Genomic DNA, 12,798 nt, shown 5'->3' on the forward strand with positions numbered 1-12,798 from the left:
CGAGGGCGTCCAGCGGCGTCCCGAGCGCCGCGACCGCCGCCCGCGCCAGCACCGGACCGAGCAGCGCCCCGGCCGCCGCCCACACCAGCGCGGTGAGCATCGTCACCGGGCTCGCCGCCGCCTCCGTCTCCAGCCCGGACAGCACCAGCGCCAGCGCCGCGCCGCCGGCCGCCAGCACCGCTCCCGCGACGATCCGGCCCGTCGCCGGACGGCCGCTCTCCAGCGCCGCCTCGCCCAGGGCCTCCACCGGCCTGATCCGGGTGGCCCGCCGCGCCGACACCAGGGCCGCCACCCAGGCCGCCGCCACGGTCGCGACGAGCGCGGCCAGCGCCGGGAACGGGCTCACCACCAGCTCCAGGTTCTCCGGCATCGCGCCGAGCGCCACGAATCTCGACCGCAGCCAGAACCCCAGTCCCATCCCCGCCGCCGAGCCGAGCGTCCCGGCGGCCAGCCCGAGCAGCACCGCCTCGCCGCCCAGCAGCCGGCGCACCTGCCGGGGCGTGGCGGCCACGGCCCGCAGCAGCGCGATCTCCCGCTGCCGCTGCTGCACCGACAGGGCGAACGTGCCGGCCACGACGAGGATCGCCACCAGCAGCGAGGTGCCGCCGAGCGCGCCGCCCAGGCTCACCAGCCGGGTCCGCGCCTTCTCGGCGTCCAGGAACTCGACCGCCCCGCGCCCGTCCCCGGTGTAGGCGACAGGAGCGGCGTTCCGCTTGTCGCCCGCGTGCGCGGCCAGCACGGCGGAGACGTCCACCCGGGGGAACACCCCGATCGCGCTCACCAGCCCCGCGCGGCCGGCCAGCCGGCGCGCCTCCGCCGTGGACAGGAACACCGTGTCCTGCCCCGGCAGCGCCTGCGCGGTCACGCCGACGACCCGATGACGGCCCAGCCGCGCGCCGACGGCCAGCCCGGCGCGGGCGTCGACCACCACCTCGCCCGCCGTCCGCGGCTCCCGTCCCGATGCGATCGCGAACGGCGTGAGCGCGGCCGACTCCCACCCGTGCCCCAGCGCCGCGCCGAACGGGAACGTCACCTCCGGGACCACCCGCGACACCCCGGGCGCCGCGCGCAGCTCGTCCGCCAGCCCGGCGGGGATCCACGCCCGCTCCGCCAGCGGCTTGGCCTTGGTCTTCACCTTGTCGCCCGAGGTCACCGTCTGCCGCACGAAGCGGTCACCGGCCACGACCAGCGGCGCCCCCGCGTAGCGCTGCGGCGCGACCGTGCCGCGCAGCCCCGTGTCCAGCAGCATCAGGCAGGCGCACACCAGCGCCGCGGCGCAGAGCAGCGCCACGAACGCCCCCGCCACCCCCGCCTTGCGATGCCGCAGCGAGCGGACCGCGAACCCCGTCATCCCCTGGGACCTCGCCATCACGTCCACGCCCCCAGCCGCGTCATGCGCTCGGCCACCTTGTCGGCCGACGGCGCGCCCATCGCGTCCACGATCCGCCCGTCGGCCAGGAACAGCACGGTGTCGGCGTACGAGGCGGCCACCGGGTCGTGGGTGACCATCACCACGGTCTGGCCCATGCCCTCCACCACCTCGCGCAGCAGCGTCAGCACGCCCCGGGCCGTCATCGTGTCCAGCGCCCCGGTCGGCTCGTCGCCGAAGACCACCTCCGGCTTCGTCACCAGCGCCCGGGCGATCGCCGCCCGCTGCTGCTGGCCGCCCGACAGCTCCGCCGGCCGCCGCCCGGCCCGCCCGTCCATGCCGACCCGGCGCAGCAGCTCCGCCGCCCAGAACGCGTCCACGCGGGCCCCGGCCAGGCGCAGGGGCAGCGTCACGTTCTCCGTCACCGTCAGCGACGGCACCAGGTTGAACGACTGGAACACGAACCCGACCCGCCGCCTGCGCAGCTCGGTCAGCCGGGTCTCGTCCATGCCGGCCAGCTCCGTGCCGCCCAGCCGCACCGAGCCCGAGGTCGGGACGTCCAGCCCGGCCGCGCAGTGCAGGAACGTGCTCTTGCCCGATCCCGACGGCCCCATCACCGCCGTGAAGCTCCCGCGCGGGATCGCCACGGACACCTCGCGCAGGGCGGCCACGGCCCCCTGCCCCTTCCCGTACACCTTGCTCACGGCGTCGAGCCGCACCACGTCCGTCATGCCCTCAAGCCTGCTCGGCGGGCCGCCCCCGGACCAGAGACGCGATCACCGGTCGACCATGACGCCATCATGAACCGGACACTGATAGACATGTGCCCGTGATTCGCGTACTGCTGGCAGAAGATCAGCACGTGGTCAGGGGCGCGCTGGCGGCGCTGCTGGGCCTGGAGGCCGACCTGGAGGTCGTGGCGGCCGTGGACTCGGGCGACGCCGCCGTCGCCGCCGCGCCGGCCCACCGGCCGGACGTGGCCGTCATGGACATCGACATGCCGGGCCGGCTCGACGGCCTCGACGCGGCGAGCGAGATCCGCGCCCGCGTCCCGTCGTGCCGCATGCTCATGCTCACCGGGTACGGCAAGCCGGGGCACCTGCGCCGGGCGCTCGCGGCCCAGGTGGACGGCTTCCTGCTGAAGACGGCGCCGCCGGAGGACCTGGTGGCGGCCATCCGCAAGGTCGCGGCGGGGGAGCGGGTGCTGGACCCCTCGCTCGCGGTGGCGGCCTGGGGGCTGGCGGAGAACCCGCTGACCGGCCGCGAGGCGGACGTGCTCCGCCTGGCCGCCGGCGGCGCCGACGCCACGGACATCGCCGCCCAACTGCACCTGACGGCGGGCACGGTCCGCAACTACCTGACGGGCATCGTGGCCAAGCTCAACGCCCGCAACCGCACCGACGCGGTCCGTATCGCCACGGAGACCGGCTGGATCTGACGCCCGCTCACGCCGCCGGGATCGGGCAGGGCGTGGCGAGAAGGGGTGTCACGGCCGCCAGCTCGAACCAGCCGTCCCCCGCGGCGGTGGTCAGGCGGCCGTCGAGGGCGGCCAGCCGGGTCGTCAGGTTGCCGATGCCGGACGAGCCGTGCCGGGCCCGCGCGCCCCGGGCGCCGTCGTTGCGGACGCGCAGCCGTACCACGCCGTCCTCCAGCGCCGTGGAGACGGCGCAGTGGCGTGCGGAGCTGTGGCGCAACACGTTCGTCACGGCCTCCCGCAGGACGGCGCTCAGCACGGTCTCGGCCTCGGCGGGCAGCGGCGGGTGGGCGAGGTCCACGGTGACCTCCACCCCCGCGGCCGACAGCACCGAGCGCGCCGAGGCCGCCTCGGAGGCCAGCGACAGGTCGCGGTGCTCGCCGGAGACCGAGCGCAGGTCCGCCTCCGCCTGCTCGGCCAGGGCGATGACGCCCGTCAGCTCCGCACGGGCCCGCGCGGGGTCGAGCCGCCGGGCCAGCTCGCACTTCAGCAGGATGGCGGCCAGGCTGTGGCCGAGGAGGTCGTGCAGGTCGCGGGCGGCCCGCAGGCGCTCCTCGACGACGGCCGCGCTGGCCAGCTCCTCGCGGGCGGCCTGGAGCTCCTTCACCTGCCGGGCCAGCCGCACCAGGCCGTACACGACGAGACCGGTGACCAGGGTGCTGACCGTGAAGTTCGCCGTGGCGGCGGAGGGCAGCCCGAAGGCCGTCCCCGCGACGGCCACCGCGGCCAGCACGGCCGCCACGAGCGGCCACGCCACCCGCCACCGGAACGCCAGCAGCACCGGCCCCGCCACGAACCCGGCCACACCCAGCCACACCGGCCCGAACACCGGCACGGGCGCGACCGCCAGCACGGTCATCACGCCCAGCGCCACCATGTGCCGCCCGTTGACGGACCGCAGCTGCATCGCGACGATCACGGCCAGGACCGCCGCCGCGGGCGCCACCATGCCCGCGGGCAGCGCCAGCAGGGCCTTCACGCTGAACCCCACCAGCACGGCCGCGAGCAGCCCGAGGACCACGCCGTACGACTCGCCGTACGTCGCCCGGCCCGTCTCCGCCTCGTCCTCGCCGGCGGCCCGGTGGGGCAGCGCGGCCTCGACGACGTAGCGGCCGTCCGGGGCGAGGCCCGCGGACAGGACGCCGCCCGCCGCCTCCACCTGCGCGGCCGTCGCGCCCGGCCGGCCGTCCTCGGCGGTCCGCCGGCCGTCGTCCGTGATGCGCAGCCGCACCGTCCCGTCCGTGTCCAGGGTCTCGATCAGGCACGTACGGGCGGCGCCGAGCCGGACGACGTCCGTCACCGCCTCCCGCAGCACGGCGGCGAGCACGGCGCCCGCCGGGCCCAGCGGCTCGGCGTGCCCCTCGCGCACCTCGGCCCCGATCCCGGCGGCGGCCAGCAGAGCGCGGGCGGTCGTCAGCTCGGGGCCGAGGGACATGGCCCGGTAGCCGGCGGCCGCCTCCCGGGCCGTGGCCAGCGATTCCCGCGCCGTCCGCACCACCTCGGCCGGCATGTCGGCGCCCGCGAGGGCCCGCCGCACACCCTCGACGATCACCGCCAGGCTCCGGCCCAGGCCGTCGTTCAGCTCCGCCGCGATCCGCAGCCGCTCGTCGGCCGCCGCGCCCACCGCCAGCGCCGCGCGGTTCGCGTGCAGCTCGCCGGCCCGGTCCACCAGCCGCCCCATGCCGTAGATGAGCAGCGACAGCAGCGCCGTCGTGATCGTGGCGTCCAGGGTGGCCCGCACCTCGCCGTGCCGCGCGTGCTCGATCACCGCCGCGCCCAGCACCGCCAAGGGCGTCAGCGCCCACCACCGCGACAGCAGCAGCGCCCCGCCCAGGAACCCGATCACCGCCACGGACGACCCGAGCCCGGCCGACAGCCCGGCCACCAGCACGGCCTGCGCGGCGAGCAGCCACCCGGAGCGGCGCCACAGCACATACGCGACCTGGACACCGAAGACCGCCACCGCCTCGGGGAAACCCGCGATCACGTACACGCCGGCGAATCCGGCCAGCACCATGACCACGATCAGCCGCGCCTGACGCACCCTTGCCCCCCCTGTGACCCGTGAGGGCACCAGCCTAGGAGGGGCGGCGCGCCGATCGGATCCGGCTCAGCCGAACCCGCGCGGCAGCACCGTGACCGGGCACGGCGCGGCCCGCAGCACCTTCATGGCCAGCTCCCCGAGGAAGACCCGGTGCGGCTGCGCGTCCTCGCTGGCCGCGCACACCAGCAGCTCGCCGGGCGTCCACTCCAGCGTCTCCAGGGCCGAGGCCACGTCGTGCCCCTCGGCGATCTCCGCCTCGGCCTCGATGCCGGTCGACTCCCACGCCAGCCGTACGGCGAGGGCCAGGTCGTCGCCGAGCCGGCCCGGGTCCTCCGTACGGAGGTCGAGCGTGATGAGCCGCAGCGGCACGCCCAGCCGAAGGGCCGTCTGCGCCACCCGCTCCACGGCGGCGTCGCACTGGGGCCGGTGGACGTAGGCGAGCGTGAGCCGCCCCGCCTCCTCGGGCGGGCGGTACCCGGCGGGCGCCAGCATCACCGCCTCCGGCGACAGGTGCAGCAGGTGGTCCGAGGTGGACCCGATCGCGATGCGCCCGCGCTGACCGCCGTCCGCCGAGCCTGCCACGACCAGGTCGGCCCGGATCCGGCTGGCCAGGACGGACAGCCCGCGCCCCACGCCCCGGCTCTCGTAGGTGATGTACTCGGCGGGCATGCCGCCCAGCTCCTCGGCGGCGTGCGCCAGGTTGGCCTGCGCCTCCACGGCCTCGCCGGGACTGCCGGGCGGGTAGACCGTCGCCACCGTCAGCTCGCCGCCGGTGACGCGCGTGATGGCGGCGCCGAGGGCGAGAGCGTCACGTCCACCCGCGTCGGCGGTGTAGCCGACGATCACGTGCTCTCCGATCACGCATGCCTCTCTACCCGGCCGGAACTCCGCCTACGCCGCCGATCCGGCGTGCCGCGCCCTGACCTTCGTGCAGCCCGGCCCTCGGCCGATCGGCCGATCGGCGACACTCCGGAATCGGCCGGGAGTCGGACGCGAAAGCGGGTGATCTTCCGTAAAGTCGTGTCACTGCTCGTTCACCGATTGGACACGTGTGTACCGCGACATCGTCGACTTCGCCCTCGGCACGCCCGCATGGCTCCACACCCTCGCGGAGGTGGGCACCGACGCCGGCCTGTTCCTGTTCGCGGCGTTGTTCGTGCTGTGCTGGTGGCGGACCCGCAACGGGCCCGCGCGCGACCTGGCGATCGCGATCGCCGGCCCGGCCGGAGTGGTGTGCGCGTACGTCGTCAGCGAGGTCGTCAAGACCGTCGTCAGGGAGGACCGGCCGTGCCGGGGGGGCGTGGCGACGATCACCGCGTGCCCGCCGCCGGACGACTGGTCGTTCCCCAGCAACCACGCCGTGATCGCCGCCGGCGCGGCGGGCGCGCTGGTGCTGGCCTGGCGCGCGCTTGCCTGGGTGGTGCTGCCGCTGGCGGCGGTCATGGCGTTCTCGCGGGTGTTCGTCGGCGTCCACTACCCGCACGACGTGGCGGCGGGCTTCCTCATCGGGGTGACGCTGGCGCCGCTGTGCACGTTGCTGCTGGTCGGCGCGGTCACGCCGGTGGTACGGCTGGCGCGAAGCCGTCTGTCGCCGCGATGAGCCGGTCCACGATGCCCGGCTCGGTGGCGGAGTGCCCCGCGTCGGCCACCACGTGGAACTCCGCCTCGGGCCACGCGCGGTGCAGGTCCCAGGCCGTGACCATGGGCGTGCAGGCGTCGTAGCGGCCCTGCACGATGACGGCCGGGATGTGGCGGACCTTGCCGACGTCGCGGATGAGCTGCTCCGGCTCGAACCAGCCCAGGTGGGTGAAGTAGTGGTTCTCGATCCGGGCGAAGGCCACCGCCATGCGCTCCTGGCCGAAGTCCGCGACCAGCTCCTCGTCCGGCAGCAGCGTGACCGTGGAGCCCTCCCACTGCGCCCACGCCCGCGCCGCCGCCAGCCGCGCCTCGGGGTCGCCGCCCTCCAGCCGGCGGCGGAAGGCGGCGATCAGGTCGCCCCGCTCCTCCTCGGGGATCGGCGCCACGTACGCCTCCCACCGGTCGGGGAACAGGTACGAGGCGCCCTCCTGGTAGAACCAGCGCAGCTCCTGGGGCCGCAGCGTGAAGATCCCCCGCAGCACGAGCTCGGTCGTGCGCTCCGGGTGGGTCTGCGCGTACGCCAGGGCGAGCGCGCTGCCCCACGACCCGCCGAACACCTGCCACGCCTCGATGCCGAGATGCTCGCGCAGGCGCTCCATGTCGGCGACGAGGTGCCAGGTGGTGTTGTGCTCCAGCGACGTGGCGGGGTCGCTCGCGTGGGGGCGGCTGCGCCCGCAGTTGCGCTGGTCGAACAGCACCACCTTGTACAGGTCGGGATTCCACTGCCGGCGGTGCTTGGCCGTGCACCCACCGCCCGGGCCGCCGTGCAGCATCACGGCCGGCTTGCCGGCGGGGTTGCCGCACAGCTCCCAGTAGATCTCGTTGCCGTCCCCCACATCCAGGAAGCCGGAGTCGTAGGGCTCGACGGGCGGGTAATGGGTTCTCATCCCGCCGATCCTGCCACCCTCAGGACCACTCGTGCCGGCTCAGGAAGGACCGGTCGCCGATGGCGTACTCGTGGAACGCCTGCCGGACCTCGTCGAGGCGCGGCATCAGCGTCCGGACCATGTGCCCTTCCTTGTACTCCACCTCGTACGCGGGCTCGCCATGCTCGGCGGGGGACACCTGGATGAAGTGGTGCCCGAAGGTCACCAGGGCCGCGAACGGGTTCTGCGCCGACAGGGTGGCCAGCACGTCGTGGACCAGCCCCAGGTCCGGGTCGTGCACCACCATGCCGTCGCCCGTGTGGAGCTGCATGCCCTGGTGGACGCCGAGCGGGCCGACGTTGTGGACGAGGTCGCGCTGCGGGTCGTAGCAGACCAGCCCGTGCGCCCGCGCGACGGTGAACACCTGGCCGGACATCTCGTCCATCGACTCCAGGTCCATCGTCACCAGCACGTGCCCGGGGAACACCGTGACGAGCCCCGGCAGCTCCTTGGCGACCTCCGGCAGCGCCCCCTGGACCGGCCTGCCCTTCTTCGCGGCCAGGTACGCGGCCCGCGCCTGATCCCTGGAGATCGGCACGGGCTCGTCCCAGACCATCAACTCAACGCTCACCCGCCCATCCTGCCCAACCCCCGGCCCCTTTGAAGCCCACAACCTGCCAAAACCCCACACCCCATGCGTACTGGGCACCTCTGCGGCTTCCGCCCGTCCCCGCCCGGTCCACCCCAAGCTTCTACCGGGGCTCGGTCACGGCCGGCTTCTCGGAGTCGGGGACCAGCGGCGAGGTGCAGTGGGCGCACCGGCGCGCCTCCGTCGGGACGTCGCTCAGGCACTCCGGGCACTGCCGGGTCGTGACCTCCTGGTCCCGGTCGAACAGGCTGACCAGCCGCGTCATCGGCAGGACGACCAGCCAGTACACCACCGCCGCGATGATGAGGAAGGTGATGAGATGGTTGAGGAAGTCGCCGTACCTGAACTGGCTGCCGTTGACGGTGAAGGAGTACTGAGCGAAGTCCGGCTTCCGCCCGCCGGTCACGGCGCCGATCAGCGGGGTGATGAGATCGGCGACGAGCGCCTGCACGAGCCCGCTGAACGTCGCGCCCACGATCACCGCGACGGCCAGCTCCACGATGTTGCCCCGTAAGAGGAACTTCTTGAATCCACTCATGGAACGCCTACGTGACCGGGGGACGGCCGGTCAAACGCGACGCGGAGGCAGGCTAAGGGGCCGTTCTGTGGGAAGGACCTGATCCGTCTACGGGGAGCCGGCCTTGTCCGGTGGAGCGGGGGAACGGAACATGGGGAAGAGCCGTAAGGGAGCCTTGATGATCGAAGTGTGGCCGGGAGACCCCTATCCGCTCGGGGCGACCTATGACGGCGCGGGCACCAACTTCGCGCTGTACACCGAGGCCGCCGACAAGGTGGAGCTGTGCCTGTTCGACGAGAAGAACAAAGAGACGCGGGTGGCTCTGACCGAGGTGGACGGGTTCATCTGGCACGGCTACCTGCCCGGCGTGAACCCCGGCCAGCGTTACGGTTACCGCGTCCACGGGCCGTACGACCCGGCGCAGGGCATGCGGTGCAATCCGAACAAGCTGTTGCTCGACCCGTACGCGACGGCGATCGAGGGTGACGTCAAGTGGGACGAGGCGGTGTACGGCTACCGCTTCGGCCAGCCCGACTCGCGCAACGACATGGACTCCGCCCCGTACATGCCGCGGTCCATCGTGATCAACCCGTTCTTCGGATGGGGCCACGACCGGCCGCCGGCCACGCCGTACCACGACACCGTGATCTACGAGGCGCATGTGCGCGGGCTCACCATCGCGCACCCGAAGATCCCCGAGCACCTGCGCGGCACGTACGCGGCGCTGGGCCACCCGGAGATCCTCGACCACCTGACCAAGCTCGGGGTGACCGCCATCGAGCTGATGCCGGTGCACCAGTTCGTCACCGACCACATCCTGGAGGAGCGGGGGCTGGCGAACTACTGGGGCTACAACTCGATCGGCTTCTTCGCCCCGCACAACCGCTACTCCAGCCAGGGGCAGCGCGGCGGGCAGGTGCCGGAGTTCAAGGCCATGGTGCGCGCCCTGCACGAGGCGGGCATCGAGGTCATCCTGGACGTCGTCTACAACCACACGGCCGAGGGCAACCACCTGGGGCCCACGCTCGGGTTCAAGGGCATCGACAACGCCAACTACTACCGGCTGGTCGACGGCGACCCGCGCTACTACATGGACACCACGGGCACCGGCAACAGCCTGCTGATGCGCTCGCCGCACGTGCTCCAGCTCATCATGGACTCGCTGCGGTACTGGGTGACGGAGATGCACGTCGACGGCTTCCGCTTCGACCTCGCCTCCACCCTGGCGCGCGAGCTGCACGAGGTGGACCGGCTGAGCGCCTTCTTCGACCTGGTGCAGCAGGACCCGGTGCTGTCGCAGGTCAAGCTCATCGCCGAGCCGTGGGACGTCGGCCCGGGCGGCTACCAGGTGGGCAATTTCCCCTCGCGCTGGACCGAGTGGAACGGCCGCTACCGCGACACCATCCGTGACCTGTGGCGGGGGCAGGCGGCGACGCTGCCGGAGTTCGGCTCCCGGCTCACCGGCTCCAGCGACCTCTACCAGGACGACAGCCGCCGCCCCGCCGCCTCGATCAACTTCGTCACCTGCCACGACGGCTTCACCCTGCAGGACCTCGTCTCGTACGACCACAAGCACAATGAGGCCAACAAGGAGGGCAACCGCGACGGCAGCGACGACAACCGGTCCTGGAACTGCGGCGCCGAGGGCCCGGCCGACCTGGCCGTCGAGTCGCTGCGCGAGCAGCAGAAGCGCAACTTCCTGACCACGCTGTTCCTGTCGCAGGGCGTGCCGATGCTCTCGCACGGCGACGAGCTGGGCCGTACCCAGCGCGGCAACAACAACGGCTACTGCCAGGACAACGAGTTGACCTGGGTCGACTGGTCGGACGTGCGCGAGAACTGGCTGCTGCTGGAGTTCACGCAGAGCCTGGCCGCGCTGCGCAAGAAGCACCCGGTGTTCCGGCGCAGGCGGTTCTTCTACGGCCGGCCGGTGCGCGGCCTGAGCGACATCGCCTGGCTCACCCCGGCCGGGGATGAGATGACCGACGCCGACTGGAACGTCGGATACGCCAGGTCGCTGGCCGTGTTCCTGAACGGCGACGCCATCACCGAGCCGGACCGGCGCGGCCGGCCCATCCGCGACGACTCGTTCCTGCTGCTGTTCAACGCCCACCACGACACCATCAAGTTCACGATCCCCAAGGACTACGGAGAGATGTGGCAGACCGAGATCGACACGGCGATGCCGATCAGCCTGGACATCCGGGTCTGCCGGGCCGGTGAGAAGGTGGGCGTCCCCGGCCGCAGTGTGAGAGTGCTGCGTCGTGTCTAGGCCCCTGTCGACCTACCGCGTCCAGCTCACCCCCGACTTCGGCTTCGCGCAGGTGGCGCAGATCGCCGGCCACCTGCGCGACCTGGGGGTCACCCACGTCTACCTGTCGCCGATCCTCCAGGCGACCCCCGGCTCGCTGCACGGCTACGACGTCACCGACCACTCGCGCATCCGCGAGGAGTTCGGCGGCGCCAAGGGCTTCAGGGAGATGGCCGAGCAGCTCGCCGCTCACGATCTCGGCATCGTGGTCGACATCGTGCCGAACCACATGAACACCACCAACGCCCAGTTCTGGTCGGTGCTGCGCGACGGGACCGCCTCGCCGTACGCCCGCTGGTTCGACATCGAGTGGGAGGACGGGAAGGTGGCGCTGCCCGTGCTGGGCGACGACACCGAGCCCGTCGTGGACGGCGACGTGCTGCGCTACCACGAGCACGAGTTCCCCCACCCGGGGCACTACCGGCTCGTGGACTGGCGCGAGGGGCCCGGCTACCGGCGCTTCTTCGACGTCTCCACGCTGATCGGGCTGCGGGTCGAGGACCCCGAGGTGCTCTTCGCGACCCACGAGGTGATCTTCTGGCTGCTCGACGAGGGGCTCGTCGACGGGCTGCGGATCGACCACCCCGACGGCCTCGCCGAGCCGCGTGGCTACCTCGAACGGCTGCGCGCCAGGACCGGCGACACGTGGACCGTCGTGGAGAAGATCCTCATCGGCGGCGAGCGGCTGCCGGAGGACTGGCCGTGCGACGGCACCACCGGCTACGAGGTGCTCAACCGCGTCAACGGCCTGTTCGTCGACCCGGCTGGCGCGCCGCCGCTGCTGGAGCTGTTCACCCGCCTGACCGGGCAGCCCGCCGACTACCGGGAGGTGGTGGCGCGCTCGAAGAGCGAGGTCCTGGACCTGTTCTTCGGCGCCGAGGTCCGGCGCCTGGCCGGGGCGACCGGCGCCGAGCCGGAGACGGTGGCCGAGCTGCTGGCCGCGATGCCGGTGTACCGGGCTTACATCGTGCCGGGGGAGCCGCCGCCGCCCGAGTCGGTCGAGATCGTCGAGCGGGCCGCCGCGGCCTGCTCCCCGGCCGCGCAGCGGCTCGCCCAGCAGGTCCTGTACGGCCCGCCGGAGGTCGTCACCCGCTTCCAGCAGGCGTGCGGGCCCGTCATGGCCAAGGGCGTCGAGGACACGGCGCTGTACCGGTGGTTCCCGCTGTCCTGCCTCAACGAGGTGGGCGGCGAGCCGGACGTGTTCGGGATCCCGGTCGAGGAGTTCCACGCGTTCTGCGCGCAGATGCGGCCCCACTCGATGACCACGCTGTCCACGCACGACACCAAGCGGTCGGAGGACGTGCGCGCCCGGCTGTCGGTGCTGTCGGAGCTGCCCGAGGAGTGGGAGGAGGCCGTCACCGCCTGGTCGTCGGCTGTCTCCCACGACCCCCACCTCGACTACCTGGCCTGGCAGAACCTCATGGCGGCCTGGCCGATCTCCGCCGACCGGTTCGCCGGCTACCTGCTCAAGGCGGCGCGGGAGGCCAAGACCGCCATCTCCTGGGTCGACCCCGACCCCGGCTACGAGCAGCGGCTGCGCGACTTCGCCGAGGCCGCCGTCAAGCTGCCCGTCGGGGAGTTCACCTCGCGGATCGACCGCTACGCCATGTCGAACTCGCTGGGCGCCAAGCTGGTGCAGCTCATGATGCCGGGCGTCCCGGACGTCTACCAGGGCAACGAGACGACCGACTTCTCCCTGGTGGACCCGGACAACCGGCGGCCCGTCAGCTACCCGCGCACCCCCGCGTCGGAGTGGGACGCGGCCAAGCTGCTGGTCACCACCCAGGCGCTCCGGCTGCGCCGCCGCCTGGGCGCCGACGCCGCGTACACGCCGCTGGCGGCGGACGGCGAGGCCGCCGAGCACGTGATCGCCTTCGCGCGGGGCGGCGGCGCGTTCGCCGGCCCCGTCACGGACGGCGCGCTCACCACC

11 protein-coding genes are annotated in these 12,798 nt (G+C 73.2%); 4 read left to right on the forward strand and 7 right to left on the reverse strand.

What is annotated here, in order from left to right:
- Together ABZS51_RS40395 and ABZS51_RS40400 are read right to left on the reverse strand one after the other, a co-directional pair.
- On the reverse strand, positions 1-1,351 hold a 1,351-nt coding region (locus tag ABZS51_RS40395; RefSeq protein ID WP_355452980.1), incomplete at its 3' end, for an ABC transporter permease.
- Between the two features lie 17 nt (positions 1,352-1,368).
- Entirely contained in the window at positions 1,369-2,100 is a 732-nt protein-coding gene (locus ABZS51_RS40400) for an ABC transporter ATP-binding protein (protein ID WP_310709343.1), read from the reverse strand.
- A gap of 98 nt (positions 2,101-2,198) precedes the next feature.
- Between ABZS51_RS40400 and ABZS51_RS40405 the strand changes: the two genes are divergently transcribed.
- A complete protein-coding gene (locus tag ABZS51_RS40405; RefSeq protein ID WP_355452984.1) occupies positions 2,199-2,807 on the forward strand; it encodes a response regulator transcription factor in 609 nt (202 codons plus the stop codon).
- 7 nt (positions 2,808-2,814) lie between these two features.
- Here ABZS51_RS40405 and ABZS51_RS40410 read toward each other — a convergent pair whose 3' ends face one another.
- Together ABZS51_RS40410 and ABZS51_RS40415 are read right to left on the reverse strand one after the other, a co-directional pair.
- Positions 2,815-4,887: a histidine kinase gene (locus ABZS51_RS40410; protein WP_355452988.1), complete on the reverse strand. Its 2,073-nt coding sequence runs from the start codon at positions 4,885-4,887 to the stop codon at positions 2,815-2,817.
- A gap of 66 nt (positions 4,888-4,953) precedes the next feature.
- On the reverse strand, positions 4,954-5,748 hold the full coding sequence (locus tag ABZS51_RS40415) for a universal stress protein (RefSeq protein ID WP_310709340.1): 795 nt from the start codon (positions 5,746-5,748) through the stop codon (positions 4,954-4,956).
- A 190-nt stretch (positions 5,749-5,938) separates the two neighbouring features.
- On the opposite strand from ABZS51_RS40415, the gene ABZS51_RS40420 reads away from it, so the two are divergent.
- Positions 5,939-6,487 (forward strand): phosphatase PAP2 family protein, encoded by a 549-nt coding sequence (locus ABZS51_RS40420; RefSeq protein ID WP_355452991.1) that lies wholly within the window; start codon positions 5,939-5,941, stop codon positions 6,485-6,487.
- On the opposite strand, the gene pip is transcribed toward ABZS51_RS40420, so the two are convergent.
- The 3 genes from pip to mscL all read right to left on the reverse strand — a co-directional run bounded on the left by pip (position 6,441) and on the right by mscL (position 8,578).
- The gene (gene pip, locus ABZS51_RS40425; RefSeq protein WP_355452994.1) at positions 6,441-7,412 is read right to left on the reverse strand and encodes a prolyl aminopeptidase; all 972 of its coding nucleotides are present in this window, start codon (positions 7,410-7,412) and stop codon (positions 6,441-6,443) included. The two genes, ABZS51_RS40420 and pip, sit on opposite strands and share 47 nt — an antisense overlap.
- Before the next feature lie 19 nt (positions 7,413-7,431).
- Complete coding sequence (locus tag ABZS51_RS40430; RefSeq protein ID WP_355452997.1) at positions 7,432-8,022, reverse strand: hypothetical protein; 591 nt, start codon at positions 8,020-8,022, stop codon at positions 7,432-7,434.
- Between the two features lie 121 nt (positions 8,023-8,143).
- Positions 8,144-8,578, reverse strand: a complete 435-nt coding sequence (gene mscL / locus ABZS51_RS40435) for a large conductance mechanosensitive channel protein MscL (RefSeq protein ID WP_355453000.1) — start codon at positions 8,576-8,578, stop codon at positions 8,144-8,146.
- Positions 8,579-8,735: 157 nt separating this feature from the next.
- On the opposite strand from mscL, the gene glgX reads away from it, so the two are divergent.
- Together glgX and treY are read left to right on the forward strand one after the other, a co-directional pair.
- A complete protein-coding gene (gene glgX / locus ABZS51_RS40440; protein WP_310709335.1) occupies positions 8,736-10,829 on the forward strand; it encodes a glycogen debranching protein GlgX in 2,094 nt (697 codons plus the stop codon).
- Positions 10,822-12,798, forward strand: a 1,977-nt coding sequence (gene treY / locus ABZS51_RS40445; RefSeq protein WP_355453003.1) for a malto-oligosyltrehalose synthase, incomplete at its 3' end; no start/stop codon positions are given. The genes glgX and treY, both read left to right, overlap by 8 nt.

The organism is Nonomuraea sp. NPDC005501 (assembly GCF_040605905.1).
Classification (GTDB): Bacteria; Actinomycetota; Actinomycetes; order Streptosporangiales; family Streptosporangiaceae; genus Nonomuraea.

Bases quoted from the DNA above. Each gene is read 5' to 3' on its own strand.
- ABZS51_RS40400 (WP_310709343.1), bottom strand. From the start codon at position 2,100: ATGACGGACGTGGTGCGGCTCGACGCCGTGAGCAAGGTGTACGGGAAG.
- pip (WP_355452994.1), bottom strand. From the start codon at position 7,412: ATGAGAACCCATTACCCGCCCGTCGAGCCCTACGACTCCGGCTTCCTG.
- mscL (WP_355453000.1), bottom strand. From the start codon at position 8,578: ATGAGTGGATTCAAGAAGTTCCTCTTACGGGGCAACATCGTGGAGCTG.
- glgX (WP_310709335.1), top strand. From the start codon at position 8,736: ATGATCGAAGTGTGGCCGGGAGACCCCTATCCGCTCGGGGCGACCTAT.